The following is a 26,939-nucleotide window of genomic DNA, read 5'->3' as shown; positions in this document are numbered from 1 at the left end:
ACTTAAAGGCCACCTCCGGTGTGCCCGATGTCGCTGCTTCGCCCCTGGCTGCCCGCGTTGCTGGCTGCTGCGGCCCTGGTCCTGCCGACGGCGACGGGGTCTGCTCAGGCGGCCACCCCTTCCGCTTCCGCTGCGTCGCTGCTGACTCCTGCCCTACAGAGCCTGGAGACGGCGCTCAACAGCGGGGCCCCTGGGGCCCTCGCCGCCGTGCTGGTGCCCGGTCCCGGCCTGGTGCCGGCCTTGATCGAGGGCCGCCGCCGCAGCTTCAAGGAGCGCTTCCCCGATGCCCGCTGGCAGGTGCTCAGTGGCCCGCCCCTGGCCGATGGCCGCGCCAGCCTCACCCTGCGCATCACAGGTTCGCGCACGGAGGGCCCCTTCAAGTACCGCCTTCTGGCGGAGCAGGTGCTCGCTGTCAGCACCAGCGGCGCGAGGCTCTCCGCCCAGGAGGTGATCCAGGAGAGCTCGATCCTGCGCAGCGGCGACGCCGATCTGAAGGTGAGTCTGCTGATCCCCGATGCGGTCCTCACCGGCCAGCGTTACGACGTGGACGTGGTGTTCGATGAACCCCTCAACGGCGCCGTCGCCGCCGGGGGCCTCTCGGCCGTCACGCCCGAGCAGGCGGCGGCCCAGGAAAGCCCCGAGGTGCGTCTCGCCGCCCTGGGCGGCGGCGGGCTGTTCAAAACGGTGCTGGCGCCCGATCAACCCGGAGGCCAGATCTGGGCGGTGCTGCTGGTCCATCCCGATGGCATCGTCAGTGCCAGCAAGCGCGTGCGGGTGGTGAGCAGCGCCGCCGCCCTCAAGATCTGAGCGTACCGGGGGCCGTCCGCACACTCCCGGTTGGCCCCTGGCTCTGGCCGTACCAACGGGCCAGGGCGGCGACGTCCTCTGTGCCGAAGCCCGCTGCGATCAGTTCGTCCTCGATGGCGGCCACCTGGGCGCTGATCGGCAGTTCCAGCTGCAGGGCGCTGGCGGCGGCGAGGGCGATGCCGAGATCCTTGCGGTGCAGTTCGAGTTTGAAGCCGAGGGGAAAGTGGCCGCTCACCATGGCGCCCGAGCGGTGCTCCAGGGCCCAGGAACCGGCAGCCCCGCCCTTGAGCGCCTCCACCAGGAGATCAAGCGGCAGCCCCAGGCGCTTGGCCAGGGAGAGGCCTTCGGCCACCGCCGTGTAGCTGCCGGCGAGCAGCACCTGGTTCACGGCCTTGGCCTGCTGGCCCGCTCCCACCGGTCCGAAGTGGGTGATCCGGCCCCCCACCACCTCCAATACGGGCCGGGCCCGCTCCAGATCGGCCGGGGCACCGCCCACGAGCACTGAGAGGCTGCCGGCGCGGGCCCCTTCGGTGCCACCGGTCACCGGGGCATCGAGGTAGGCCACCCCCTGGAGCCGCAGCCGCGCCGCCAGCTGCTGGCTGACGGCCGGATCGATGCTGGAGAAATCCACCACCAGGGCGCCGGGCCGGAGGGCCTCGGCCGCCCCGTCCGCTCCGAACAGCACCGCCTCCACATCGGGGCCATCGCTGACGCAGATCGCCAGCAGGTCGGCGTCCGCCGCCGCCGCCGCCGCCGTGGCCGCCCGCCGGGCGCCCCTGGCGGCCAGGGGTTCCTCCCTCGCCCGGGTGCGGTTGTGGACCGTGAGCGCCACGCCCGCCGTCAGCAGGTTGGCGGCCATCGGTTCCCCCAGGGCTCCAAGGCCGAGAAAGGCCACCTTCAGAGGGTTGGAGCCCATGGTGCCGGGGGGGCGGGAAGATTCGGTCATGGTCGCCGCAGCCGCGGTAGGGATTCAGTCGGATGGGTCCTACAGGATGGGCTCGTTTCTCAGGTCAACGCCATGCGCTCTCTGTCTTCCCTGTCCGTTCAACGCTGGCTGCTGCCGCCGGTGGCCGCCGCCCTCGCCCTGGCCCTGCAAACGGGGGACGCCCAGGCCCAGATCGCCCCGACGCCCCAGGGGGCAGCGGGCCCCCGCACCGAGAGACTCAACCTGACCCCCGCCCAGAGCCAGGAGTTGTTCAGTGGCCGTAAGTCGATGGCCCTGCGCACCACATCAGCCCGCCTGACCTTTCTTCAGCAGAGTGAGCGCTGTCTCTCGGGCGCCAAGGATCTTGATGGCCTGCGCTCTTGCCAGCAGCAGGAACGGACCGCCCAACGGGAGTTGATGCAGCGCAACCGCACCGAGGTGGCTGCTCTGTATCAGCGCCTGGGTCTGCCGGTCCCTCAACCGCGCGGTTGGAAGGGCCAGAAGCGGGCTGGCACCGGGGCTGAGGGCGCCGGCAAGCCCACCTGGTGACCTGGGCTTGCCGGCCCTGGAGGTCGAGGCGTATACGGTCATGGCTTGAGCGCCTTCCGGTCAGGATGCAGTCACATCCAGCCGACAGTCTGGTGTCCACCTTGTTGACCCACCGATGGCACCCCGTACTCCTTTCAGCCGGCAGCCCCTCGACCTGCGGCGTTGGTTGGTGCAGCCAGCGTTCGTTGCTCTGTCACTGGCCCTGCCGATCCATGGCGGGGTCTCCCTGGCCCAGACCGGCCCTGCCGTCGGGCAGGGCCGGCTCAGTCTGAGCCCTGCCCAACGGCAGGAGTTGTTTTTGAAGCGAAGGGCGCTTGAGCAGAAGAGCCATGCCGGGCGCATTGCCATCCTGCAGCAAGCGGATCGCTGCATCAGTGCCGCTCAGACCATGGAGGTCTTCAAAGACTGCGAGCAGAAGGAGAACCAGGCCCGTCAGCAGCTCCGGGGCCAGCTCCGGGCCGAGGCAGCCCAGGTGCGCGCCCAGTACGGCCTGCCCCCCCGGCCCGAACGGGGCAGGTCTCCAAGGCAGGGCCTGGGCACCGGTCAGCAGGGCGTCTAGGCGAGCTCCGGCTCAGGCCTCGTCGAGGGCCGCCACGCCGGGCAGCACCTTGCCCTCCAGGAGTTCCAGGCTGGCGCCGCCACCGGTGGAGATGTGGGACATTTTCTCGGCCACGCCCACCTTCTCGACGGCCGCCACCGAATCACCGCCGCCGATGATCGTGCAGCAACCTTTGCCGCCCAGGCCGGCCAGGGTATGGGCGATTCCGTTGGTGCCGGCGGCGAATTTGTCGAACTCGAACACGCCCATGGGGCCGTTCCAGATCACGGTCTTGCAGTCAGCCAGGGCTTCCTGGAAGGCTTGGAGCGAGTCGGGACCGATGTCCAGGCCCATCCAGCCCTCAGGAATGGCCTCGATCGACACGGTCTGGCTGTTGGCGTCCGGGGCGAAGGCGTCGGCCAGCACCACATCGGTGGGCAGCAGCAACTGCACGCCCTTGGCGGCCGCCTTGGCTTCCAGCTCCTTGGCGAGCTCAAGCTTGTCTTCCTCCACCAGGCTCTTGCCCACTGCCAGGCCACGCGCCTTGTAGAAGGTGAAGATCATGCCGCCGCCGATCAGCACCTTGTCGCACTTGTCGATGAGGGCTTCGAGCACGCCAATCTTGCTGCTCACCTTGGAGCCGCCCACAATCGCCGCGAGCGGCCGCTTGGGCTCGTCAATGGCGCCCTGCAGGTATTGCAGCTCCTTCTCCATCAGGTGGCCGGCCACGCTGGGGCTGAGGAGCTTTGTCACGCCTTCGGTGGAGGCGTGGGCGCGGTGGGCGGCGCCGAAGGCGTCGTTCACATAAACGTCGGCCAGAGCGGCGAGCTGGGCGGCGAAGCCAGGCTCGTTCTTCTCTTCCTCGGCGAAGAAGCGGACGTTTTCCAGCAGCACCACGTCGCCGTCAGCCATGGCAGCCACCTTGGTCTCGGCATCGGGGCCGATGCAGCTGTCTGTTTTCACCACGGGCTTGGCGAGCAGCTCAGCGAGGCGTGCCGCCACCGGGGTGAGACGCATCGCTTCGTTCACCTCGCCCTTGGGACGGCCGAAGTGGGCCGCCAGGATCACCCGGGCTCCCTTGCCGGTGAGGTCGTTGATCGTGGGAAGGGCGGCGCGGATGCGCGTGTCGTCGGTGATCGTCCCTTGGTCATCGAGCGGTACGTTGAAGTCGACCCGGACCAGAACACGCTTGCCGCGCAGGTCGTCGGCGGAGAGGCTGGCCAGGGAGCGCTTCGCCATGGGGGGAGGGCTGTGGGATAAGGGATGGGCGAGATTAACCCGGAGCCCCCTTCCGCCCGGGGCCCCGGGCGCTAGGACAGCGCTAGGACAAGCGAACCCGGGGCCAGGCGATGTTCGAAACCGTGCTCTTTCCCATTGACCAGAGCCGCCAGGCACTCGATGCGGTCGCCACGGCCCTGAAGCTGGCCCAGCGGCACGACAGCCACCTGGTGGTGCTCTCGGTGGTGGAGGAGGAACCCGGGGCGATGCACGACCCCGCCGCCGTGGCCCAGTTGCTGGAGCAGGCCCGCAGCAGCTTCGTGGAGGCGGGGGTGCCCACCCAGGTGATTGAACGGGAGGGCAAGCCGGCCTTCGTGATCTGTGATGTGGCCGACGAAATCAACGCCGATTTGATCGTGATGGGCACCCGGGGGTTGACCGTGGAGGCCGACGTGCCCAGCACCGCCGCTCGGGTGATCCAGCTCGCCCCCTGTCCGGTGCTGGTGGTGCCCTGATGGAGGCGGCCCCAGAACCGGGATCGCGCGCCCCGGCGATCCAGTGGTACCCCGGCCACATCGCCCGGGCCGAGCGTCAGCTCAAGGCGCAGCTGGCCAAGGTCGACCTGGTGATTGAGGTGCGCGACGCCCGCATTCCCCTCTCCACCGGCCACCCCCGTCTCAAGCGCTGGACGGATGCCAAGCAGCGGCTCCTGGTGATCAACCGCCGCGACATGGTGGGCGAGGCGGCCCGGTTGGCCTGGGACCGCTGGTTCCGCGCCAGAGGCGAGACCCCCTGGTGGTGCGACGCCAAGGTGGGAACGGGGGTGAAACAGCTCCAGGACGCGGCGATCCGCGCCGGTGAGCAGCTCAATGCCCGCCGCCGACTGCGGGGCATGCGCCCGCGGCCCGTGCGCGCCCTGATGCTGGGTTTTCCCAACGTGGGCAAGTCGGCGCTGATCAACCGGCTGGTGCGCCAGAAGGTCGTGGACAGCGCCCGCCGGGCGGGGGTGACCCGCAGCCTGCGCTGGGTGCGGCTGGGGCAGGCCCTCGACCTGCTCGATGCCCCGGGCGTGCTGCCTCCCCGGCTGGATGACCAGCGGGCCGCCCTGCTGCTGGCCCTCTGTGACGACATCGGCCAGGCGGCCTACGACGGCGAGGCCGTGGCCAGGGCCTTCCTGCGCCTGCTGGAGCGGCTGGAGGCCGAGCCTGCCCACGGCGTCGCCGCCGGATTGCTCGAGACGCGCTACGGGGTCGCGGCCCCTCCTCCCGGCGCCGATGGGGCCGAGTGGCTGGAGGCGGCCGCGGCGCGCCACACCAGCGGCGACACCGCCCGCCAGGCCCAGCGCCTGCTCGATGATTTCCGCCGCGGTGTGCTCGGGTCGATTGCCCTGGAGTGGCCGCCGGAACCCCTTGGGGAGCTCGCCGCCCCGGCGTTGGGTCCGGCGTGAGTGGCTTCGGGGAAGGGGAGGGGGAGCTGCTGACGCTGGCGTACCCCAGGCCGCTGCCGATGAGGCTCGACCGCTGGCTGGTGAGCCAGCGGCCCGAGCAGAGCCGCGCCCGGATCCAGAAGTTCATCGACGCCGGCTATGTGCGGGTCAACGGCGTCACCGGCCGCGCCAAGACCCCCCTGCGCCAGGGCGATGCGGTGCAGCTCTGGATGCCGCCCCCGGAGCCCCTGCCTTACCTGATGCCCCAGGACATCCCCCTGGATGTGCTCTTTGAGGACGAGCACCTGATCGTGCTCAACAAGCCCGCCGGTCTCACGGTGCACCCGGCTCCGGGCAACAGGGACGGCACCCTGGTGAACGCCCTGCTGCACCACTGCCCTGATCTGCCGGGCATCGGCGGCGAGCTGCGCCCGGGGATCGTGCACCGCCTCGACAAGGACACCACCGGCTGCATCGTGGTGGCCAAGAGCCAGGAGGCGCTGGTGAAGCTGCAGGGCCAGATCCAGAGCCGCGTGGCTTCCCGGGAGTACCTGGGGGTGGTGCACGGTTCCCCGGGGGCCGAGGGCGGCACGGTGGTGGGGGCGATCGGGCGCCACCCGGTCGATCGCAAGAAGTACGCCGTGGTGGCCGACGCCTCCGGGCGCCATGCGTGCACCCATTGGCGGCTGCTGGAGCGCCTGGGCGACTACTCGCTGCTGCGCTTCAAGCTCGACACCGGCCGCACCCACCAGATCCGCGTCCACTGCGCCCACATCGGCCATCCGATCGTCGGGGATGCCACCTACGGCCGCTGCCGCAAGCTGCCGATCGAGTTGCCAGGCCAGGCCCTTCATGCCGTTCAACTGGGGCTCGACCATCCGATCAGCCGGGAGCGCCTGTTGTTCGAGGCGCCGTTGCCGCCGGTGTTCGAGCGCCTGCTGGCGAAGCTGCGACGGGGAACCTGAGTCTGGTCAACCGCCAGAGGGCGCCTCAACGACCCCCTCCGACAGCTCAGATCAAGCTGGCGGCCTGGGCGGCGAAGGCCAGGGCGCCTGTGAAACCGGCGTTGTAGTCGATGGCGACCTCGTTGGTGATGTAGTTGTCGCGACGATCCACATAGCTGAAATCGCTGGCCGAGCTGGGACCGCCCACCAGCGCCCCATTCAGAATGTGGGCGTTGGGTTGGCCGTTACGGAAACCGTCCCAGCCCACCCCCGAGGCGGCGCGGTGATGGGGCTGCTTCGGGTAGTTGTCGCCGTAGCCGACCAGATAGCTGAACCGGTTGGGGTTGTCCCCCAGGATGTAGTCGACGGTGTCGATGGCCAGCTGGCTGTAGGCCCCCTTGGGGTTGGTGACTTCGTCGGCGTAGGTGGCCGCCAGGAACGCGGTGTTGGCGGCGTAGCGCAGGGACCCCCACGGACTGATGTACCGCAGGCCGCCGTCCGTGCGGGTGACTCCGTTGGTGCCCGTCACCCAGCTGTTCAGCCAGCCCTCCACATCGTTGCTCACCTTGGCGTTGCCCGTGTCGGCGGCCAGGAGCACGGCGGTCGCGTAGGAGGCGTCATCCCAGTTGTGGGTCCAGCCCTTGGCGAGGCCGCCGATGGTTGTGTTGTAGAGCTGAAGAGCTTTGTTGCGGTAAGTGCTGCCATTGCCACCAGCGGCCTCCACGGCCCGGGCCAGCCAGGCCGCCCCGTAGGCCAGTTCGTCCTGGTAGCCGCTCCAGGAATTGTAGTAATCGCGCACCTCGGTGATCGCGTCGGAATAGCGGCCGCGGTAGCGATCGGCGAAGGTATAGAGGGCTTTGGCGTTGTCGAGCAGCTGGTTGGCGTAGGCCACCTGTCCGTTCTCGCGGAACAGGATCGAGGCGGAAGCCAGGGCCGCGGCGGTGGCACCGGCCACGTCGGAGCCCGGTTTGGAGGGGGTGACCGCCAGGGCCGGGCGGGGGATGGTCTGGGTTTCGGGGGCGCCCCAGAGGGCATGGTCGGCGGAGACGTTTCCCACCTGGGCCACCAGGTAGAGGGTGGTGCCCTTCGTGTTGCGGCCGTGGGCCTTGAGCAGGTAGTCGGTGCCCCACTTCACAGTGGAGAGCAGTTCGTCGAGCTGCCCGCTGGCCGCGTAGCTCTCTTTGAAGGTGAGGCCGCCCCAGGCCAGGGTGGAAAGGGTGGAGGCCAGGGGCAGGCCGAACTTTCCGTGGTCTCCGGCGTCGTGATAGCCACCGGTGAGATCGCGCCTCAGGCCCAGCTGTAGATTCTCCGGCTTGCGGTCACCGAAGTAGATGCCGTCGAAGCCGTCACGCAGGCCGGAATCCCCCCGCCAGGGGACCCGATTGGTGGCCTCGTTGAGGTTGCCGGAGCGGTTGGCTTCGTAGAAGAGGAAGGAGAGCCCGAGGGCCTTGCCGTAGTCGCCTTCCGAGGGCTGAGGGTTGGGCGTGGGCGTCGGGTTGGGGGTTGGAGTGGGGACCGGCGTTGGCGTTGGAGTTGGCGTGGGTGTCGGCGTTGCAGCGGAGGTGATGAACAACTGGCGGGCCTCGAGGGCGCCGCTGTTGCCGATGGCCACCCCCTGGGAGCCGTTGAAGCCGACGGTCAGTGAGGCCCCGGCCTTGAGGCCCGTGGCCCAGCCGCTGCCGGTGAGGGTGTAACGGCTGAGGCCGCCGCCCAGGTCGGTGCGGCTGACGCGTGCCCCCCAGGGGTCGCCGGTGAGGGTGTGGCGCGTGACAAAGCTGGTGCTCCAGGTCCTGAGGTCGGCGCCGCTGGTGTTGGTGATCGTGAGCTCGGCGGTGAATCCGTTCCACCAGCGGTTGCCCCCCACCTGGACGCTGACGTCGCCGTTGGCGGCTGGGGGTGATGGCGTTGGCTCGTCGCCGCCGTCATGGTCATGGTTGTCACCGTGACCATGACCGGGGTTCGGTCCGTGGCCGCCGGCGCTGCCGTTGAAGGCACCTCCCCCCAGGGGTGTCAGGCCGGTCCCCCTTCGAACCTGGAGTCCATCGGTGATCTGTCCGGCTGGTCCCTGCGGTGTCAGAAGCCCGGCGCGGCTGACGAGGCTCACCTGCCGGTCGCTCACGCCGAAGGCGTCTTCGAGTCGGTCTTCCACCACCTGGTCGTTGTGGAATTCGAGATGGGCCGGAATGAGCTGGCTGCGGCGGATCCCCGCCAGCAGCAGGCTCTGGCCCGTGGGTTCCACCGCGATCAGCAGCCCCTCGGGTGTATCGGTCACGCTCAGGCGCTCCCGGGTGCCGAAGTAGAGAAAGCTGAGCTTCATGGTGGAGGGATCAAAGCCTTCGACCCGCTCTTTCACCCCATATTCATGGGAGCGCACATACACCGTGCCGGGCTTTCGTTCCCCCATGCCCTGTTCCCAGGAGATCGCTCCACCGATGTCCTGGCGAAGGTGCTCATTGGCCACGGTGCCGAAGTTGGCCGGGCTCAGCCGATCGAGCCCGATGCCCTTGATCACCTGGACCTCAGGCGTCCAGGCCCAGGGGTTGATCAGTGCCGCTTCACCTTCGGCGGTCTGGCCCACGATCAGGTTGTGGACCGAAACGTCGCCGAAATCGAGTCGATCGCGCCGGGGATCGAAGCCTTCGATGTCCGCCTTGGTGGGATCGACCCTGAAGGCCCGGCCCCCCTGGGTCAGGGGGGCGACGATCGGAGCCGCAGTGCGAGCTGGTGCCGAGGTGGTCCGCAGCGACGCGGGGGGTGACGGGAGCACTGGCCCAGGGGCTTGGATGGGTGGCCTGGAGTCGCCTGCGGCCAGGAGCAGGCCCGCATCCAGGGCGCCGCTGGTGCCGATCGCCGCCCCCTGGATGGCGTTGAACCCAACGGTGATCGAGGCTCCCGGGTTGACCTTGGCCCCCCGGCCCGCTCCAGTGAGGGTGTAGTGCCAGAGCCCGCTGCCAGGGTCCAGCCGCTTCAGGCTGGCCCCCCATGGAGCGCCGGTGATGGTGTGGGGGCTGTCGCAATTGACGCTCCAGTCCCTGAGCCTGGCTGCCGTGGCGTTCGTGACCGTGAGTTGGCCCGCCAGACCGCCGGACCACAGCTCGCCCCCCACGGCCACCGTCAGTCCACGGGTGGCGCGGGTTCTTGAGGATGTGGCAATGGTGCTGGCTGTGGTCGTGGCTGGACGGGCCATGGGTGCGCTAGTGCTTGATCTCAGCTAAATGATTTTCAACGCTGGACTCAATCCGTCATCTGCAGGATTTGGCAGCAGCTCCTCAACGCAGGTACCCACGCCTCAGCCCCTCGACCGCTGCCGCCGCGCGGCTCTTGACCCCCAGGTTGCTGAGGATGTTGCCCACGTGGTCGCGGGCTGTGCTGGGGGCGATCTGCAGGGCGGTGGCGATGTCCCTGTTGCCGAGGCCCTCGGCCACCAACTGGAGCACTTCCACTTCCCGGCCGCTGAGTGGGCGTACCGGGTTGCCGCCTGGGGGCTCGGGGGTCTCCAGAGCTGGATCCAGGAAGCGTTCCCCGCACAGCAGCCGCTCCAGGGCGTAGGCCATCGCGCCGCTGCGGCCGATGCTGTCTTCGAGCACAAGGGCATCGGTGCCCAGGGCCTGGGCCTCCTCCAGCACCACGCGATGGTTGTGGGTGAGCATGAGCAGGCAGGGATGGTTTCTGGGTGCCCGCTTGGCCCGGCGGATGAGCTCCAGGCCGTTCCCATCTTCGAGGTGCTCCGTGGTCAGAAGGATCCAGGGGCGGGCCGATCCCTCAAGGATCGTCTGCCCTTCCGCCAGGGAGGAGGTGATGCACAGTTGGGCCTCGCTGGCCTTGCGTTCCGGGTTGGCTCCCGCCGCCAGCGACAGGGCCAGCAGCCTGGGGTACATGCACACCAACACGTCATGGGGCCGCAGCAGCACCTTGATCAAATCGCCCCGTGCCCGGAGCAGGTCGCCGGAACCGTGGCCTTCAGAAGGGACCACGAAGCTAGTGCGTCCCATGGCGCTCGGCCCCGAAGTATTTGAACGCCAGCAGGGCTCCGGTGACCAGGGCCACGCCCGCTCCGGCATAGAGGATTTCGCTGCCGTTGGAGTGGTTTGTCTTCACCGTTTCCTCCAGGTGGCCGAGGTTCTCCAGAAACGACACGGCCAGCGAGAGGATCAGAAAGTTGGCAAACATGCTTTTGACCTCGTGGAAGCTGCGCACACGCACGGGTTCGGGCAGGGGCAATTCCTTCACGAACAGGGAGAACATGCCGATCCCCAGGGCCAGGCAGCCGGTGCCCACCAGGAACATGTCGATCGCCTGGAGGATCTGCAGTTCGAAGCCGGTGATGTTCTTGAACTCACCCCAGAAGGCCTCATCCAACTGGTCCACCACCAGGTGGGCGCCCATCAAATAGAAGGCGATGCTGGCGGCCAGAAGGCCCAGCACGGCGATCACGATCAAGTAGCGCGCCTGCAGCAGCAAACGGTTGATCATCAGAGGCTCAATCAGGACGCCAATGTCGGCAGTCTGGGGCAAGCCTCCACCAGGAGCTGGGTGATGGCGGCCTGGGGATGGGCCAGCAGTTGATCGCCGGGACCCTGCTCCACGATCTTCCCCCCCTCCAGCACGATCACCCGCTGGCAGAAACCGCTGGCCAGGGCCAGATCGTGGGTGACGAACACCATTGCCAGCCCCAGGCGTGTTTGAAGGTCGCGCAGCAGCTCCAGCACGTCGGCCTGCACCTCGGCATCGAGCATGCTCACGCTCTCGTCGCAGAGCAGCACACGGGGTTCCAGCACCAGGGCCCGGGCGATCGCCACGCGCTGCTGCTGGCCCCCTGAGAGCTCCCGGGGCAGCCGACGCTCGTAGTGCTCGGGCGGTGTGAGCCCCACGGCGGCCAGCTGCTCCCGCGCCCGGGCCCGTGCTTCGGCGCGCTTCGCCAGGCCATGGATCAGCAGCGGATCAGCAATCGCTTCGCCCACGGCCATGGCGGGGTTCAAGCAGGCCAGGGGGTCTTGAAAAACCATCTGAATCCGGCGCCGCGCCCGCTGGCGCTGGCGGCCCCGTAGGGCCAGCAGCTCCTGGCCCTGCAGGCGCACCGAGCCGCCGCGCACCGGAGTCAGCCCCATCAGTGCCCGGCAGAGGGTGCTCTTGCCGCAGCCGGAGGCCCCCACCACCCCGAGGGTTTCCCCTTCGCGCACCTGCAGGCTCACCCCGTCGACAGCCTTGAGCCAGCGCCCCTGCCAGGGCAGCGACGGCAGCGGGTGCCAGCAGCGCAGGTTCTCCAGTTCCAGCAGCAGCGGCGTGGCGCTCGGGGCCGGAGTGGGGGTGCCCTCGCGGGCCCGGGCGGCCGCCACCAGCCGCTGGCTCAGGGGGGCCCCAGGCCGTGTCAGCAGTTGTCTTGCGGGGGCCTCCTCCACCAGTTGCCCCCCATCAAGCACGGCGATGCGTTCGCACCAGCGGCCTGCGAGGGCCAGGTCGTGGCTGATCAGCAGCAGGGCGCTACCCACCTCCTGGCAGAGGCGGCTGAGTTCGGCCATCACCTGGGCGGCCACGGCCACGTCCAAGCTGGTGGTGGGTTCATCGGCAATCACCAGCGGCGGCTCCAGGGCCATGGCCAGGGCCATCGCCAGCCGCTGGCGCATGCCACCGCTGAACTCATGGGGATAGCTGCCGTAGCGCTCCGGCTCGATGCCCACGCGCGCCAGCAGCTCCTGGGCGCGTTCCCGGCGCTGGCGCCGTTTCCAGAGGGGACGGTGGGCGACCAGGGTGTCGCTGAGGTGCTCGCCCACCGTGAGCAGGGGGTTCAGGCGGGTCATGGGGTCTTGGAAGACCAGCCCCACTGCCTCGCCCCGCAGTCGGCGCAGGGCTCCCTGGCTGAGCTGACGCGGATCGTGGCCCGCCAGCCGCAACTCCCCTTCGCAGCGACTCCCGGGCGGCAGCAGCTGCAGCACGGCCCTGGCCACGGTGCTCTTGCCGCAGCCCGATGGGCCCACCAGGGCCAGCCGCTCGCCGCGAGCCAGGCCGAGGGTGAGGCCATCGAGGGTGGGGGCCATCTGCTCCCGCCCCGTGCCGGCGGAAGACGGGTAGTGCACCACCAGATCACGGATCTGGAGCACCGGATCGGAGTTCGGGGCGCTGGCCATCCCCCCAGCTTGGATGCCGGGAAGCGCACACACGGCCATTTGTTTCGGCAGCTGAATACGATGGCTGCATCCGCAGGGTGGAATGCTCGAGGCGGCCCAGGCCACGGTTGTTGACGTCACCGAAGAAGACGAACCGGCGGAATGGCTGCCCGAGCCGTCCTGCGGCCGAACCTTTCGAGCGCCTGAGGCCTACGCGATTCCCCTGCCGGACTGGTTGCGCAGCGCCTTGGAGCAGGCGCAGGCACCACTCTCTGCCGCCGTCTCAGCCGAGTCTGGCCCAACGGCCAAGGGATCTTCGCTGGTCCCAACCAGCCCCCACGCCGCCGCGAATCAACGGCTGCTTGCCAGTGCCTTCGACTTCGCCTACCAGCTCCACGATGGTCAGAGGCGGGCTAGCGGCGAGCCCTACATCGTTCACCCGGTGGCGGTTGCCGATCTGCTTCGGGACATCGGTGCCAGCCCCTGTGTGATCGCCGCCGGCTTTCTCCACGATGTGGTCGAGGACACCGACGTCACCCCGGAGCGGTTGGAGGAACAGTTCGGATCAGAGGTCCGCGCCTTGGTGGAGGGGGTCACCAAGCTGGGGGGCATCCATTTCACCAACCGCACCGAGGCCCAGGCGGAGAACCTGCGGCGCATGTTCCTGGCCATGGCCAGCGACATCCGGGTGGTGCTGGTGAAGCTGGCCGACCGGCTGCACAACATGCGCACGATCAGTGCCCTGGCCCCCGAAAAGCAGCAGCGCATTGCCCGCGAAACCCGGGAGATCTACGGCCCCCTGGCCAACCGCCTCGGGATTGGCCGGCTGAAGTGGGAACTGGAGGATCTGGCCTTCAAGGTGCTCGAACCCGAGGCCTTCCGCGAGATCCAGCAGCAGGTGGCCAGCAAGCGCAGCGACCGGGAGGATCGGCTGGGGGTCACCGTTCAGTTGCTGCGCGATCGGTTGGCGGCGGTCGGCCTCAGCACCTGTGAGGTGAGTGGCCGCCCCAAGCACCTCTACGGCATCTGGAGCAAGATGCAGCGCCAGCAGAAGGCCTTTCATGAGATCTACGACGTGGCCGCCCTGCGGATCCTGACCCCCAGCGACGAGGCCTGTTATCGCGCCCTCGCCGTGGTGCACGACACTTTCCGCCCGATTCCCGGCCGCTTCAAGGATTACATCGGCCTGCCCAAGCCCAACGGTTACCAATCCCTGCACACGGCGGTGATCGGTCGCCACCGGCCGATCGAGGTGCAGATCCGCACCGCCGAGATGCACCAGGTGGCCGAGTACGGCATCGCCGCCCACTGGAAGTACAAGGAGGGGGGCTCCCCCGCCGCCGGTGACACCGAACGCTTCAACTGGCTGCGGCAGCTGGTGGATTGGCAGAAGGACGACGGTGGCGCCGACAGCAGCGACTACCTGGCTTCGATCAAGGAGGACCTGTTCGATGAGGAGGTGTTCGTGTTCACCCCCACCGGCGATGTGGTGGGGTTGCGCAAGGGCTCCACGGCGGTGGATTTCGCCTATCGGATCCACTCGGAGGTGGGCAACCACTGCCAGGGGGTGCGCATCAACGACCGGCTTTGTCCCCTGGCTACGCCGCTCCAGAACGGCGACTTCGTGCAGATCCTCACCGCCAAGGCCGCCCACCCCAGCCTCGATTGGCTGAATTTCGTCGCCACGCCCACGGCGCGCAACCGCATTCGCCACTGGTACAAGCGCAGCCACCGGGAGGAGAACATCCTTCGGGGCCGGGACCTGCTGGAGCGCGAACTTGGCCGTGAGGGCTTCGACGCCCTGCTCAACGGACCTGCCCTGGCCAAGGTGGCGCGCCGTTGCAACCTCATCGGCACCGAAGACCTGCTGGCGTCCCTGGGCTTCGGGGGGGTCACCCTTCAGCAGGTGGTCAACCGGCTGCGGGAGGAGATCCGGCTGGCGACTGCCGCCGCCGCCCCGGTGCTCAGCAACGAGGAACTGGCCCGCGCGGTGTCGGTCCAGGCGGAGAGTTCCCCGGCGGTGGGCGAGGCCACAGGGAGCAGTCCGATCCTTGGCCTCGAGGGGCTCGAATACCGCATCGGCGGTTGCTGCAGCCCCCTGCCCGGGGAAGCGATCCTGGGCACGGTCGCCCTGGGCAACCACGGCATCACCATCCATCGCCAGGACTGCCCCAACATCGGCCAGGTGCCCGTGGAGCGCCGGCTGCCCGTGCGTTGGAATCCGTTGGGGGATCCCCAGCGCCGCCGGTACCCGGTGCAGCTGCGCATCGAGGTGCTCGATCGCGTCGGGGTGCTCAAAGACATCCTCACTCGCCTCTCCGACAGCCGCATCAACGTCTGCGACGCGCGCGTGCGCACCAACCCCGGCAAACCGGCACGCATCGACCTGCGCGTGGAGCTCACCAGCGCCGCCCAGCTGGGCACCACCATCGATCAGATCCGCTCCATGGCCGATGTGCTCGATCTCTGCCGCACCGGCATTGGTTGAGGGCAACCCCCTCCTCGCCCTCCCCTTCGAGCCCTCGATCGAAACCTTGGGCTCGGCTTACTGGGATGTGGTGGAGGCGGCCCGTTTTCCGCGCACGACCCTGCGCTTTCGCAACGATGCCCTGCTGGAGCAGCTGGGGCTCGATCCCGTTGCCGTCAGTGACGCCGATGTGGAGGAGGCCTATGGACGCTTCGAGGCGCGGACACCCCTGCTGGCCCTGCGCTACCACGGCTACCAGTTCGGCACCTACAACCCCTTCCTCGGCGATGGCCGCGGCTTTCTTTACGGCCAGCTGCGCGACCGCCAGGGCGACCTGCAGGACCTGGGCGCCAAGGGCTCCGGCACCACCCCCTGGAGCCGGGGCGGCGACGGACGGCTCACCCTCAAGGGCGGCGTGCGCGAGATCATCGCCAGTGAAGCCCTGCACCGCCTCGGGGTGACCACCAGCCGCACCCTTTCGTTGGTGGAAACGGGCGAAGACCTCTGGCGCGGCGATGAGCCTTCCCCCCACCCGCAGCGCGGTGATGGTGCGCCTGGCGCGCACCCACCTGCGTTTCGGCACCTGTGAGCGCCTGCTGCATCTGGGTCAGCCCCAGTAATTGGAACGGCTCCTGCGCCATGGGGTGGCGGTCTACTACCCGCACCTGGCCCGGGCCCATCCGGCCGCCGGCCCCGCGGGCTCCGAACCGCAGCTGCTCGCCTTCTATGGCGAGCTGGTGGAGCGGGTGGCGCGGCTGGCGGCCGAGTGGATGGTGGCGGGCTTCACCCACGGGGTGCTCAACACCGACAACATGTCACTGGCGGGGGAAAGCTTCGATTACGGCCCCTTCGCCTTCCTGAAGACCTGGGATCCCGGCTTCACCGCCGCCTCCTTCGACCACAGCGGCCTCTATGCGTATGGCCGCCAGCCTCTGACCTGCCACCACAACCTGCGGCTCTTGCAGGAACCCCTGGCGCTGCTGCTGCCCCGCGCCGAGCTGGAGGCGCGCCTGGAGCGCTTCGCCCCCGCCTACGACAGCCACTACCGCGCCCGGCTCCTGCGGCGCCTCGGCTTCGAGGCCGAGGCCATCGGGTCCCGGCAGGGGGTGGACCTCCCCGATCCGGTGCGCCTCACCCTGCAGCTCCTGGCCGTTTGGCCTGTGGCCTACGGCGACTTCTTTTCCGCCCTCGCCTTGCGGCTGGCCCAAGGGGGTGTGCCGCCCGAGCCGGAGGCCCTGACGCCGTTCGTGGCCGGTGCCCCTGAGCCTCCTCGCGAGGCCTGGCTGGCCTGGCGCGACGCCTGGTGGATCCAGGCCCAGGCCCTGCCGGCGGAGCAGCAGGCGCGGGTGCCGGCCTGCGCCCAGCGCTGGAATCTCGTGGAAACACCGGTGCGCCCGATGATCGAGCGGATCTGGGAGGCGATCGATCGCCGCGACGACTGGCAGCCCCTGCGGGCCTGGCTGGCCCAGGTGTCGACCCCCTGAAGCCGTGCTTTTGGTCACATCAGCACCTGGATGCGCTGGCTAGACAAGCTCAACCCTTTTCAGGAGTCGATGCCCATGACCTCTGAGCAAGCCGCCGCCCTGCTCGATGACACCCTCGATCTGGTGCATCTCCGCCTTGAGCATCTGCATCGACGCCAGCAAGGGGCGGATGGCCGAGCCCTGGAGGCGGAGTTCCGCGAGTGGCGCCACCCCAGCGGCCCTGAGATCGATCTGGTGCTCTGTCCTTCCCCCTCTTGAGGTACGGATCCGGCGCCGCCGCCCGCCCAGCGGCAGCCGAAACTGGAGCGCTCCGGCCCAGCAACGCAGTTGATTCCCCAGGGCACCATCGCCACCGCCACGACCGCTGTCGAGACCATCGCTGCGGTGGCTACCGCCGTGGCACCGGGGGCGGGCAGTGTGGCGATCGTGCGGGTTTCAGGGCCCCGGGCTGAGCCGATCGCCCGGGCCTTGTTTGCGGCCCCCGGAAGCCAGGAGTGGGAGAGCCACCGGGTGCTCTACGGCCACGTGATTGATCCAGGCAGCGGCGAGCGGCTCGATGAGGCCCTCTTGTTGTTAATGCGCGCCCCGCGCAGCTTCACCCGCGAAGACGTGGTGGAGTTCCACTGCCACGGAGGCTTGGTGGCGGTGGCCCGGGTGCTGGAGCAGGTGCTGGCCGCGGGGGCCCGCCGGGCTTTGCCCGGGGAGTTCAGCCAGCGGGCCTTCCTGAACGGTCGCCTCGATCTCACCCGTGCCGAGGCGATCAGCGAACTGATCACAGCCCGCAGCCGCCGGGCGGCCCAGCTGGCCCTGGCGGGCCTTGATGGCGGCCTGGAGCGGCGCATCGGCGCCCTGCGCGCCCGCCTACTGGATCAGTTGGCGGAGCTGGAGGCGCGGGTGGATTTCGAGGACGACCTGCCGCCCCTCGAGGTCGATGCCGTTGCCATGGAGCTGGCGGCCGTGCGGGCGGAACTCCTCGCCCTGGTGGCCGAGGCCGCCCAGGGCCGGGTGCTGAGGGAGGGGTTGAAGGTGGCGATCATCGGTCGCCCGAACGTGGGCAAATCCAGCCTGCTCAATGCCCTCAGCGGCAGCGCGCGCGCGATCGTCGCCGACCTGCCCGGCACCACCCGCGATCTGGTGGAGAGCGAACTGGTGTTGCGCGGCGTACCGCTCACCCTGCTGGACACCGCCGGCATCCGCCCCACTGACGATCGGGTCGAACAGCTGGGGATCGAGCGCAGCTGCGCCGCCCTGGCGGCCGCCGATGCGGTGCTGCTGCTGTTCGATCTCCGCGAGGGCTGGGGCGACGCTGACGCCGCCCTGCGGGAGTTGGTGCCCGCGGGGGTGCCGCTGCTGCTGGTGGGCAACAAGGCCGATGCGCTGCCCCCTGCCGCCGCGGACGTCGGCGTGCCGGCCGGATCCAAACCCAACCACGTGGCCATCAGTGCGTTGGCCGCGGAAGGGCTTGAAGCCCTGGCGGCGGCCCTGCTGGAGTGCTGCGGGGCCAGCCTCGGTCCGGGGCTGGAGGTGGCCCTCAACCAGCGGCAGCGGGACCTGGCCGCCGAAGCGGCCGTGGCGCTGGGGCGCTCCCTGGAGGCCGCTGATCAGGCCCTCCCCTGGGACTTCTGGACCATCGACCTGCGCCAGGCGCTGCGCAGCCTCGGGGCGATCACCGGCGCGGAGGTGAACGAGGCCATGCTCGATCGGGTGTTTTCCCGCTTCTGCATCGGCAAGTAGGTGGTCACACCGCCGGCGCCACCCCGTGGGCCTTGAACCAGGCCTGCAGCCGCTGCCAACCCGCCGCCGCCGCCTCTGCCCGGAAGGTGGGGCGGTAATCGGCATGGAAGCCGTGGGGCGCCCCCGGGAACACCTCGATCCGGCTGGGGCTGCCGGCCGCCTTCAGCGCCGCCTGCATGCGCTGCACTGAGTCCAGGGGGATGCCGTCGTCGTCGCCGGCATAGAGCCCCAGCACGGGGGCCTTGAGTTCAGCGGCCAGGTCGATCGGAAAGCGTGGTTGCAACGGGGTGGCCGTGCCCACCAGGCGGCCGTACCAGGCCACACCGGCCTTGAGCCGGGGGTTGTGGGCGGCGTAGAGCCAGGTGATCCGCCCGCCCCAGCAGAAGCCCGTGATCCCCAGCCGGCTGGTGTCGCCGCCCTGGCCCTCGGCCCAGGCCACCGTGGCATCGAGATCGGCCAGCACCTGGGCATCCGGCACCTGGGCCACCACCGGCAGGATCGAGGGGATGTCGGGAAGCTGGCTCACGTCCCCCTGGCGTTCGTAGAGGCTGGGGGCGATCGCCACGTAGCCCAGGCGGGCCAGGCGGCGGCAGACGTCCTGGATGTGGGCATGCACGCCGAAGATCTCCTGCACCACCAGCACCACCGGGTGGCGCTGGCCCTTGGCCGGCTGGGCGCGGTAGGCGGGAATCGAGCGATCTCCCGCCGGCACGCTCACGAAGCCCGCCAGCAACCCATGGGCCGGTGTGGTGATCGTCGCCGCCGTGATCGGCCCGGCGGCGACGGCGAACCCGGTGGCCAAGCCCGCCACCAGGACCTGTCGGCGCCGCAGGTTGAACGTGAAACCGGAACCGTTCACAGGGGATCCCATGGGGCTGGTTGGAGCTGGGTCAGTCTGGTCGACAATGTCCTCCAGCGCTGCTTCCGCGCCCCCGGTCCGCGGCGGTGCCGCCCCCGACCATGCCCCCAGGATCTCCCACCCAAAACAGCCCTCTCACCGACCCAGGCCTGAGCGAGCGCCTACGCGGCTGGCTGACCGAGGACATCGGCAGGGGCGATCTGACGGCGCCGGCGTTGGCGGGAGCTCGGGGCCAGGCCATCTGGATCGCCAAACAGCCGGGGATCTTCTGCGGCGGTGTGCTGGCGGAGCCGCTGTTTCGGCTCCTGGATCCGGCCGTGCGGGTGGAGGTGCTGGTGGCCGATGGCGCCCCGGTCAACGAAGGAGAGCGCTTGCTGGAGCTGGAGGGCAGCGCGGCGGCCCTGGTGGCCGGCGAGCGCACGGCCTTGAACCTGGCCATGCGGCTCTCGGGCATCGCCACCGCCACGGCGGCCCTAGTGGCCCAGCTTGCCGGCAGTGGTGTCCGCCTGGTGGACACGCGCAAGACCACCCCGGGGCTGCGGCTGCTCGAGAAGTACGCCGTGCGCTGCGGGGGTGGCCACAACCACCGCCTCGGCCTCGATGACGCCGCCATGCTCAAGGAAAACCACCTGGCCTGGGCCGGAGGCTTGGAGCGGGCCCTGGTGAGCGTGCGCGCCTCGGCCCCCTGGCCGGCGCGGGTGATCGTCGAGGCGGAGACGGCTGCCGAGGCTGAGGCGGCCGTGCGTGCGGGTGCCGATGGAGTGCTGCTCGATGAATTTCTTCCCGAAGCCCTCGCGGCCCTGGTGCCGCAGCTGCGGACCCTGGCTCCGTTGGTGGTGCTGGAAGCGTCCGGCGTTCAGCCCGAGCAGCTGCAGATCTATGCCAGCACCGGCATTGATTTGATTTCCACCAGCGCCCCGATCACCCGCAGCTCCTGGTTGGATCTGAGCATGCGCTTCGTGGTCTTGCCCTGAGCGGCCCAGGCGCCGAAGCCACTGGAGCCGGGTCCTAGATTCGTCCCATTCCTCAGGGTCGTGACCGTGGGTCCTTCTGTCCCCAGCCGCTTGCGCGCCCTCCTCCTGGGAGCGCTGGGCGCCGTTGTGCCCCTGGGCGCTCTGCTGCCGGCTCCTGCCGCCGCCGAATCCGTGCTGGAGCAGGTGGCCAAGACCGGCGAGGTGTTGATGGTCGGACCCTCCGACATCCCTCCGTTCATCCGTCTGGGGGCGAAAGGTGAACCGGAGGGCTATGCCGTTGATGTGGCCCGCCGCATCGACCGCCAGCTCAAGGCCGAACTGGGCCGTCAGGTGCAGATCCGTTTTGTTCCCGTCGACAACGCCGCCGCGATGGTGGAGGCCGTGGCCAGTGGGAAGGCCGCATTGGCCTGCGGGGTGCCCTTCAGCTGGGAGCGGGACCGGGTGGTGGACTTCTCCCTGCCCATCGGCCTTTCCGGCCTCAGGTTGCTCAGCCGCAGCGGCACCCTTGATGGTTCCCCAGCCTCCCTGGCCGGCCGTTCCATCGCCGTGGTGGAAGGTTCCATCGGTCAAGATGCCTTGACGGGTTTGCAACCCAAGGCCCGGGCGGTGAGCTTCCCCACCGTCGCCCTGGCGGTGACCGCCCTGGAGCAGAACAAGGTGGCAGGGGTGTTGGGTGATTCCAACGTGCTGGCCGGGCTGCGCCAGCAGCGCCGGATCAACGGCCTGGCGCTCGTGCCAGAGACCCCCTACCTGACCTACGGGGTGGGCTGCATCGTGCCGGAAAACAATTCCACCGTGCTGAACGTGGTCAACCTGGCGATCGCGGGGCTCTTCCAGGGCTATCTGGAGGGTCGCCCCGAGGCCGTGGCCAGCGTGGACGCCTGGCTTGGGCCGAAGGGCGTGCTCGCGGTGCCCACCGATCGGGTGCGCGCGTTCTTTCAAGCCGTGCTGCTGAGCCGCGAAGGCCTCATCCTTGGATCACCTTCCGGGGCGTCGCCCCGCTGACCGATGCGCTTCCGCCCTCCGGCGGCGCCCACTTGTTTCGTTTCGTCCTTTCCCCTGGCGGCACCCCGATGGCGATTTTCTCCCGCTCCGGCCTGTTCGGCTTCCTGCTCCTGCTTGCCGCCCTGGCCCCCTCCGGCGCTGGAGCCACGGCATTGGCCGAGTTGGTCTCACCGTCTTCGGCGCGGACGATTCCTGAAGGGGAGAGCGCCCCAGGCTCGGTCGATGCCCGTCTGAGCCGACTCTCGGCCGCCCTGCGGGAGCGGGTCGGTGAGCAGGCGGGGCTCGACACGGGCGCGGCAGGCCCCGATGGCCGCCTTGCTTTCGTGTTCGCGAACGGCGGCGGGCGCGGCATTGGCTGGGGCAATGGCGGCTTCCGCAACGGTGGCTTCGGCAACGGCGGCTTCCGCAACGGTGGTTGGGGCAACGGTGGTTTCCGCAATGGGGGCTTCCTGAACGGCGGCGGTTTCCGCAACGGCGGCTTCCGTAATTACTGGTGACCCCAGCCGCCACGTCCCCGGGCAACCCCGAAGGGTTCGGGCCCTTGCAGCTCCTGGTGGTGCAGCCCACCCCCTACTGCAATCTCGACTGCGACTACTGCTACCTTCCCAACCGCAACGACCGCCAGCGCCTGCCCCTGGAGATCCTTGAGGCGGCCCTGGTGCGGGTGCTTGAGAGCCCCTATGTCAGGGGTGATTTCACCCTGCTCTGGCATGCGGGCGAGCCACTCACCGTGCCGATCGCCTTCTTCGACGAGGCCACTGTGCGCATCCGCGAAGCCTTGGGGCGTTGGCAGGGGGAGGGGGAGCCGCTGTCGATCCATCAGTCGGTGCAGACCAACGCCACCTTGATCAACGAGGCCTGGTGCGACTGCTTCGAGCGCAATGGCATCTCTGTAGGGGTGAGCATGGATGGGCCGGCTTTTCTCCATGACGTCCACCGCCGGACGCGTACGGGTCTGGGCACCCACGCCGCCACCCTGCGTGGCATCGAGCACCTGCGCCGCAGGGGGATCCCCTTCCAGGTGATCGCTGTGATCACCGAAGAGGCCCTGGGCCATGCCGAGGCGATGTTCGCCTTCTTCTTGGACAACGGCATCACCGATGTGGCCTTCAACATGGAGGAGACGGAGGGGGAGAACCGGGTCTCGACCTTGAGTCGGCCCCATGCCGAGGTGGCCTATCAATCTTTCCTGCAACGGTTCTGGGAGCTCTGGCGGGAGCGGCCCGAGCTGATGCGGGTGCGGGAGTTCGAGGGCATCTGCAGCCTGGTTGAGGCGGATGCCCGGCTGGAGCAATCCGACATGACCCACCCCTTCGCGATCGTGAACGTCGACGCCCGCGGCTCGATTTCCACCTTCGATCCAGAATTGCTGGCGGTGGAAACCGACACCTACGGCGACTTTGTTCTGGGGAATGTGCTCCACGACAGCCTGGAGTCGATTGCGGCCAGTGCCAAGTTCCAACGCATCCACCGTGACATGCGCGCCGGGATTGATCGCTGCCGGAGTGAGTGTGCCTACTTCGGCCTCTGCGGCGGCGGCGCCGGCAGCAACAAATACTGGGAGCACGGCAGTTTCGATTGCACGGAAACCCAGGCCTGTCGTTATCGGATCAAGCTCACGGCCGATGTGGTGCTCTCAGGACTTGAGCAGTTGTTGGAACTCACGGCCTGAGCGATGGCCGCCGTTGCTGCCCTCCGCTGGCGGTGGGCTGAGGCGACGTTGATCGACTGGCTTCCCGCAGGCCAAGCCGATACACTCCCACCATGGATCAGGGGTCAATCGGCGCCATGCCGTGCGGAAGAGCTCCCCAGCTGGAGTCATGACAAGGCCGTCGATTTTTTCCCGGTTCCTGAAAGCAGACGGCAGCCTCCCCTTGGCTCGGCAGTTGTCGTTGACCTTGGCCTTGATCTTCGTCGCCGCAACCCTGGTGGCGGGGGTGCTGCTTCATGTCATCTTTTCCGCCCAGGCCTCGGCACAGATCGAGCGGCAGTCCCAATTCTTCATGGACAGCATGCTTGCGGTCCGTGAGTACACCAGCCGTCAGGTGAATCCGATCGTGGCGCCCCTGAACGATCAAGGCACGGAGTTCAGGCCTGAGGCGGTGCCGAGTTACGCCGCCACCAGTGTGTTCTCCTATCTGCGCTCGAACCCTGCCTATCAGTCCTTTTCCTACCGCGAAGCCACCCTTAACCCTACGAATCTCAAGGATAAAGCTGATGGCGAAGAGACCCAGATCGTGGAAGCCTTCAAGGCCGATCCTTCCCTGAAGGTGCTCTCCGGTAACCGCACCATGGCCCTGGGCACCTTTCACTACGTCGCCAAACCAATTCGCATCACCAAGGCGAGCTGTCTGGTCTGCCATTCAACCCCTGAACGGGCTCCCAAGAGTCAGCTGCTCACCTATGGCAACAGCAATGGTTTTGGATGGGGACTTGATGAGATTGTTGGCGCCCAAATTGTGACAGTGCCAATCGAGGAGATCGAGAATGCACGTCATCAATCCCTGGTCATCACTTCGGGGCTGATCATCGTTGCGTTCACATTGGTGGGACTGGTCACCAACGCGGTGCTCAAACGCCTGATCCTTCGCCCCATGCGTGCCATGAGCCTCAAGGCTGATGAGGCCAGTGTCACTCCAGGCACGGTCGAGTTCGGTGAGCGCAGGCGTGCCGATGAAATCGGCTTGTTGGCACGAAGCTTCGAGCGAATGAAACAAAGTCTGGTGATTTCGATGCAGATGCTCAAGGATCGCCAGCCCTGATGGCCGGCGACTGTCGCGGTTCAGGCCGTGTCGCGGCAGCCGTTGTTGCCAGCGTTGTGGTGCTGGGCTTGGTGGTGGCCTGCCGAGGCAGCACCGATTCGACCCGCTTTCACCTCTGTGGTAGCGACGGCCCCCTCGCCATTGGTCTGGTGGCCGAGGGCGAAGGGGGAGGGACGGTGGCGGCTGCTCGGCTGCAGGAGGCCCAACTGCCGCCCCTGCGTCAGGTGCTCACCAAGGCCAGTCGCTGCGAGCTGGCGCTGGAGCCCGTGCGCTCCCCGGAACTGGGCCGCCGCCACCTGGAGCGCGGCCGTTGGGATGTGGCCTTTCTGCCTCCGGCTCTGACGGCTTTCGCCCTGGCCGGGGGACAGTACCGGGCCGTGCGGGTCCTGGGCCGGGAGGCGCCCCCCCGCGGCTTGATCGTCGGCATGGGTTCCTCCGTCCTCCAGCTGGACGATCTGGAGGGGCGACGTCTGGGGCTGCTGCCCCGGGGGTCATTGCTGGGTTTTTATCTCCCCCTCTACAACCTGCACGGGTTGAGGCTCGCCAAAGTTGTCTATGGCCTCACCTTCGAGGAACTGGCCGGCGCCCTGGGCCGCGGTGACCTGGACGCCATCGCCTGGGACAGTCGCCGAAGCCTGCCGCAGCCGGGGAGCCGCGTGCTGCACCGCGATGCCCATCGCCAGCCGCCCGGTGCCCTCGTGGTGCGCCGGGGGCTGGATGAGGGTTCGCTGGCCGTCTTTCTGGCGACGCTCGATGGCAGCGCTTCCCAGTTGCCGTCCTTTCTGGGCTATGACGCCTCGACGATTCCTGACTCCCAGCGGATGATGCCGTTGCAGCGCATCGTTCGGACCGTGGAGAGCTGGAGTCTGCCCACCAACGGTGCGGCCTACCCCGCGGCCAGACCCGCCCCGGTGCCGCGATGAGCACCAGCCGACGCCACCTCAAGGTCGTCGTCTTCAGCGACGTGGTCGACTCCTCGGAGCGCATTTTTGCCGATGAACTGATCGCGATTCAGCACATCCAGGAGGATCTGGCCTTCCTGCAGGAGCAGCTTCAGCGCCATGGCGGCAGCTTGGTCAAGACGCTGGGGGATGGTCTGCTGGCCACCTTTGACGCCCCCAGTCAGGCGCTCGAATTCGTGCAGGAGGTGTCGCTGCTGCTCAGCAAGCGAGGCCAACGCAGCCTGCAGCACCGCTTCGGTCTGCACACCGGCGAAATCTATGCCGACGGCGACGACATCCTGGGCCAGGGGGTGCATCTGGCTTCGCGGCTGCAGACCATCAGCCCGGCCAATGGGGTGGCCTTCGTGCAATCCACCTTCGAGATCATCGACGATCGCTTCAGGAACTGCGCCGAGTTGATCGGCAACGTCAACCTGCACGGCTTTCGCAGGCCGATGGTCTGCTACAGGATCACGGCCGAGGCCTTTCGCTGGCGTGAGTCCGGTGATCAGGAGGCGTCCAACCCCCAGGCACCGGATCTGCTGGAGCGCCTGTTGGAGGGCAGCTCCTACCGGCCGGAACGGGGCCTGAGCCGCTCCGGTGGCCATTCCAGTTTCCTGGTGCGGGACAGCCGCCGGGACCGCCTGGCGGTGTTCAAGTTGTTCCCCGTTGCCACGGAGTTCCTGGCACGGTTTGAGCTTGAGGCGGCCTGCCTGGAGCGCCTGCGTCACCCCCGCATTCCTCGCTTCATCGACGCCTATGCCCGTGAGGGCTGGTTCTGCCTGCTTCAGGAGTACATCGCGGGGCCGTCGCTGCGGGGGTCACTCGAGTATCTGGGCCGGCCGGAGCGGGTCGGCGATCTGGTGCGGCAAGTGCTCGACACCCTCGAGGCGGCCCATGGGGCTGGGGTGATCCATGGCGACATCAACCCCGCCAACCTGATCCTCTCAGCGAAGACCGGCCAGCTCATTCTGGTGGACTTCGCCCTGATGAAGGCGCGTCTGGCGACCTCCGGTCACCGCCCGCTGGACCCCCGTCTGCTGGAAGAGGTCTTGCCCGCTTCGCTGTTGCAGCGGGAGCGGGACCGGGCCGATCACACGTTTTTCCGTGCTCCTGAACTGGTGCGCTTCGCCCGTCTCTGGCCGGGGAGCGATCTTTTCGCCCTCGGGGTGACGGCCCTGGTGCTGGCCACGGGCCAGGAGCCCCGCGATCTCTATGACCAGGTGCAGGGCACCTGGAACCTCGAGGCACTGGAGTCCTCCCTGGCCTCACGGCTGCTTCCCCTGCTGGAGGAAGCCCAGGGGCGCCGTCTGCAGGACGTGGCCGCAGCCCTGCGCCTGTTCGCTGGCCCTGCACCCCCAGCGCCGCCCCGGTCCCGGGCGGCCGCTTCCCGTTCGGCCACAGCCAGTGCGGCCTCGGGCGCCATCGAGAGCGAACCGCCGGCGGCCACGATCCTGGGCCCGAAGCGGTTGCTGATCGAGGCGCTCACCCAGCACTACGGCCCAGTGGTCGAGTTGTTGCTGGAGAGCTGGTCCACCACCCTGCTGGACCATGAGGAGGGGGCGATCCGGGCCCGGCTGATCGCAGCGGGATTGGGGGCAGACGATGTGGATGGGGCGTTGCTGCAGCTGCGGGCGGCCGGCGTGTCGGCTCTGGCGGATCCAGGACCTTCCCAGGTCGTTGAGCGTCCCCATGGGGTCGGCTGGTCCGACCCGCCGGCGTTGGTTGCCCTGCGCCGGGAGATCGGACCGGTGGCTGAGGTGGTCTGGAGCGCGATGCTGGAGCGCGCTCTGGTGGAGGACCCCGTTGCCGCCGCCGCACTGCTGCGGCGTTCTTTCGTGCCGGAGGCGGTGATCGCTCGGGTGTTGGCGGAGCAGGCCATGGCCCCTGATCCACCACTGCCGCCACAACCACTGCCACAACAACCACAGCCATCACCATCCGCATCGCCCCAGCCGTCCCAGGCAGCGCCGCCAGCGGAACCAGCCCAGGCCTCCACCCCCTTGGTGGTCTCGCTGCGGGCGCTGCGCAGCGCCCTGCTCGATGTGGTCGGACCGATGGGGGAGCGCATCTTCGAATCGGTGCGGGGTCTGCCCGAGGGCGATCGGTTGGGGGCCACCCTTGAGCGCCTGCGCTCCTACGGCGTCAGTGATTCCGTGCTCTCCGAGTTCGCCCTGCGGGTGCTGCGGGCCTCCTGAGGGC

General features: G+C 68.6%; 24 protein-coding genes and 1 pseudogene. 18 read left to right on the top strand and 7 right to left on the bottom strand.

The features are described from left to right. Positions 1-27: 27 nt before the first annotated feature. Positions 28-807, top strand: a complete 780-nt coding sequence (locus KBY88_RS09390; RefSeq protein WP_254939664.1) for a DUF8623 domain-containing protein — start codon at positions 28-30, stop codon at positions 805-807. Here the strand turns inward: KBY88_RS09390 and KBY88_RS09385 are convergent. Then, entirely contained in the window at positions 797-1,753 is a 957-nt protein-coding gene (locus tag KBY88_RS09385) for an NAD(P)-dependent oxidoreductase (RefSeq protein WP_254939663.1), read from the bottom strand. The genes KBY88_RS09390 and KBY88_RS09385 overlap by 11 nt on opposite strands. Before the next feature lie 72 nt (positions 1,754-1,825). On the opposite strand from KBY88_RS09385, the gene KBY88_RS09380 reads away from it, so the two are divergent. Both KBY88_RS09380 and KBY88_RS09375 read left to right on the top strand, forming a co-directional pair. Next, entirely contained in the window at positions 1,826-2,281 is a 456-nt protein-coding gene (locus tag KBY88_RS09380; protein WP_254939662.1) for a hypothetical protein, read from the top strand. Between the two features lie 115 nt (positions 2,282-2,396). Beyond that, positions 2,397-2,840: a hypothetical protein gene (locus KBY88_RS09375; protein ID WP_254939661.1), complete on the top strand. Its 444-nt coding sequence runs from the start codon at positions 2,397-2,399 to the stop codon at positions 2,838-2,840. A 12-nt stretch (positions 2,841-2,852) separates the two neighbouring features. Here the strand turns inward: KBY88_RS09375 and KBY88_RS09370 are convergent, their stop codons facing one another. After that, a complete protein-coding gene (locus tag KBY88_RS09370) occupies positions 2,853-4,058 on the bottom strand; it encodes a phosphoglycerate kinase (RefSeq protein WP_254939660.1) in 1,206 nt (401 codons plus the stop codon). A 110-nt stretch (positions 4,059-4,168) separates the two neighbouring features. Here KBY88_RS09370 and KBY88_RS09365 point away from each other — a divergent pair, with 110 nt between their 5' ends. Genes KBY88_RS09365 through KBY88_RS09355 form a run of 3 tightly spaced genes read left to right on the top strand, consistent with a single transcriptional unit; the run spans position 4,169 to position 6,428 of the window. Further along, positions 4,169-4,552 (top strand): universal stress protein, encoded by a 384-nt coding sequence (locus KBY88_RS09365; protein ID WP_254939659.1) that lies wholly within the window; start codon positions 4,169-4,171, stop codon positions 4,550-4,552. After that, the gene (gene ylqF / locus KBY88_RS09360) at positions 4,552-5,484 is read left to right on the top strand and encodes a ribosome biogenesis GTPase YlqF (protein WP_254939658.1); all 933 of its coding nucleotides are present in this window, start codon (positions 4,552-4,554) and stop codon (positions 5,482-5,484) included. Before KBY88_RS09365 ends, ylqF begins: the two co-directional genes overlap by 1 nt. After that, positions 5,481-6,428 (top strand): RluA family pseudouridine synthase, encoded by a 948-nt coding sequence (locus tag KBY88_RS09355; protein WP_254939657.1) that lies wholly within the window; start codon positions 5,481-5,483, stop codon positions 6,426-6,428. Before ylqF ends, KBY88_RS09355 begins: the two co-directional genes overlap by 4 nt. A 46-nt stretch (positions 6,429-6,474) precedes the next feature. Here KBY88_RS09355 and KBY88_RS09350 read toward each other — a convergent pair whose 3' ends face one another. The 4 genes from KBY88_RS09350 to KBY88_RS09335 all read right to left on the bottom strand — a co-directional run bounded on the left by KBY88_RS09350 (position 6,475) and on the right by KBY88_RS09335 (position 12,532). Then, a complete protein-coding gene (locus tag KBY88_RS09350; protein ID WP_254939656.1) occupies positions 6,475-9,594 on the bottom strand; it encodes a glycoside hydrolase family 9 protein in 3,120 nt (1,039 codons plus the stop codon). An 82-nt stretch (positions 9,595-9,676) separates the two neighbouring features. After that, entirely contained in the window at positions 9,677-10,399 is a 723-nt protein-coding gene (locus KBY88_RS09345; protein WP_254939655.1) for a response regulator transcription factor, read from the bottom strand. Next, positions 10,386-10,880, bottom strand: a complete 495-nt coding sequence (locus KBY88_RS09340; protein ID WP_254939654.1) for a YqhA family protein — start codon at positions 10,878-10,880, stop codon at positions 10,386-10,388. Before KBY88_RS09340 ends, KBY88_RS09345 begins: the two co-directional genes overlap by 14 nt. Positions 10,881-10,891: 11 nt before the next feature. Next, on the bottom strand, positions 10,892-12,532 hold the full coding sequence (locus KBY88_RS09335; protein ID WP_254939653.1) for a dipeptide ABC transporter ATP-binding protein: 1,641 nt from the start codon (positions 12,530-12,532) through the stop codon (positions 10,892-10,894). Positions 12,533-12,614: 82 nt separating this feature from the next. Between KBY88_RS09335 and KBY88_RS09330 the strand changes: the two genes are divergently transcribed. The 5 genes and pseudogenes from KBY88_RS09330 (at position 12,615) to mnmE (ending at position 18,196) form a co-directional block, all read left to right on the top strand. Beyond that, entirely contained in the window at positions 12,615-14,999 is a 2,385-nt protein-coding gene (locus tag KBY88_RS09330; RefSeq protein WP_254939652.1) for a RelA/SpoT family protein, read from the top strand. Further along, positions 14,965-15,567 carry a protein adenylyltransferase SelO family protein gene (locus KBY88_RS16405; RefSeq protein ID WP_514130639.1) on the top strand — a complete coding sequence of 201 codons (603 nt, stop codon included), beginning with the start codon at positions 14,965-14,967 and terminating at the stop codon, positions 15,565-15,567. Before KBY88_RS09330 ends, KBY88_RS16405 begins: the two co-directional genes overlap by 35 nt. Continuing rightward, positions 15,494-16,462 (top strand): annotated as a pseudogene (locus KBY88_RS16400) (protein adenylyltransferase SelO family protein). Before KBY88_RS16405 ends, KBY88_RS16400 begins: the two are co-directional and overlap by 74 nt. 75 nt (positions 16,463-16,537) lie before the next feature. After that, the gene (locus tag KBY88_RS09320; RefSeq protein WP_254939651.1) at positions 16,538-16,720 is read left to right on the top strand and encodes a hypothetical protein; all 183 of its coding nucleotides are present in this window, start codon (positions 16,538-16,540) and stop codon (positions 16,718-16,720) included. 69 nt (positions 16,721-16,789) lie between these two features. Continuing rightward, positions 16,790-18,196 carry a tRNA uridine-5-carboxymethylaminomethyl(34) synthesis GTPase MnmE gene (gene mnmE / locus KBY88_RS09315; RefSeq protein ID WP_254939650.1) on the top strand — a complete coding sequence of 469 codons (1,407 nt, stop codon included), beginning with the start codon at positions 16,790-16,792 and terminating at the stop codon, positions 18,194-18,196. A gap of 4 nt (positions 18,197-18,200) precedes the next feature. Here mnmE and KBY88_RS09310 read toward each other — a convergent pair whose 3' ends face one another. Beyond that, positions 18,201-19,067, bottom strand: a complete 867-nt coding sequence (locus KBY88_RS09310) for a dienelactone hydrolase family protein (protein WP_254939649.1) — start codon at positions 19,065-19,067, stop codon at positions 18,201-18,203. An 89-nt stretch (positions 19,068-19,156) separates the two neighbouring features. On the opposite strand from KBY88_RS09310, the gene nadC reads away from it, so the two are divergent. The 7 genes from nadC (at position 19,157) to KBY88_RS09275 (ending at position 26,935) form a co-directional block, all read left to right on the top strand. Beyond that, the gene (nadC, locus tag KBY88_RS09305) at positions 19,157-20,029 is read left to right on the top strand and encodes a carboxylating nicotinate-nucleotide diphosphorylase (protein WP_254939648.1); all 873 of its coding nucleotides are present in this window, start codon (positions 19,157-19,159) and stop codon (positions 20,027-20,029) included. A gap of 90 nt (positions 20,030-20,119) precedes the next feature. Continuing rightward, positions 20,120-21,034 carry an extracellular substrate binding-like orphan protein GrrP gene (gene grrP / locus KBY88_RS09300; protein ID WP_254939647.1) on the top strand — a complete coding sequence of 305 codons (915 nt, stop codon included), beginning with the start codon at positions 20,120-20,122 and terminating at the stop codon, positions 21,032-21,034. Between the two features lie 32 nt (positions 21,035-21,066). After that, complete coding sequence (grrA, locus tag KBY88_RS09295; RefSeq protein WP_254939646.1) at positions 21,067-21,531, top strand: GrrA/OscA1 family cyclophane-containing rSAM-modified RiPP; 465 nt, start codon at positions 21,067-21,069, stop codon at positions 21,529-21,531. Next, positions 21,528-22,706 carry a cyclophane-forming radical SAM/SPASM peptide maturase GrrM/OscB gene (gene grrM / locus KBY88_RS09290; protein ID WP_254939645.1) on the top strand — a complete coding sequence of 393 codons (1,179 nt, stop codon included), beginning with the start codon at positions 21,528-21,530 and terminating at the stop codon, positions 22,704-22,706. Before grrA ends, grrM begins: the two co-directional genes overlap by 4 nt. 226 nt (positions 22,707-22,932) lie before the next feature. Then, positions 22,933-23,796: a c-type heme family protein gene (locus KBY88_RS09285; protein WP_254939644.1), complete on the top strand. Its 864-nt coding sequence runs from the start codon at positions 22,933-22,935 to the stop codon at positions 23,794-23,796. After that, entirely contained in the window at positions 23,796-24,719 is a 924-nt protein-coding gene (locus tag KBY88_RS09280) for a PhnD/SsuA/transferrin family substrate-binding protein (protein WP_254939643.1), read from the top strand. Before KBY88_RS09285 ends, KBY88_RS09280 begins: the two co-directional genes overlap by 1 nt. Then, on the top strand, positions 24,716-26,935 hold the full coding sequence (locus KBY88_RS09275) for a protein kinase domain-containing protein (RefSeq protein ID WP_254939642.1): 2,220 nt from the start codon (positions 24,716-24,718) through the stop codon (positions 26,933-26,935). Before KBY88_RS09280 ends, KBY88_RS09275 begins: the two co-directional genes overlap by 4 nt. The last annotated feature ends 4 nt before the right edge of the window (positions 26,936-26,939 follow it).

This window comes from Cyanobium sp. Morenito 9A2, assembly GCF_024345575.1.
Taxonomy (GTDB): Bacteria; Cyanobacteriota; Cyanobacteriia; order PCC-6307; family Cyanobiaceae; genus ATX-6F1.
Note: the sequence above shows the minus strand (reverse complement) of the source record. Positions and strands in the feature narration are given on the sequence as shown.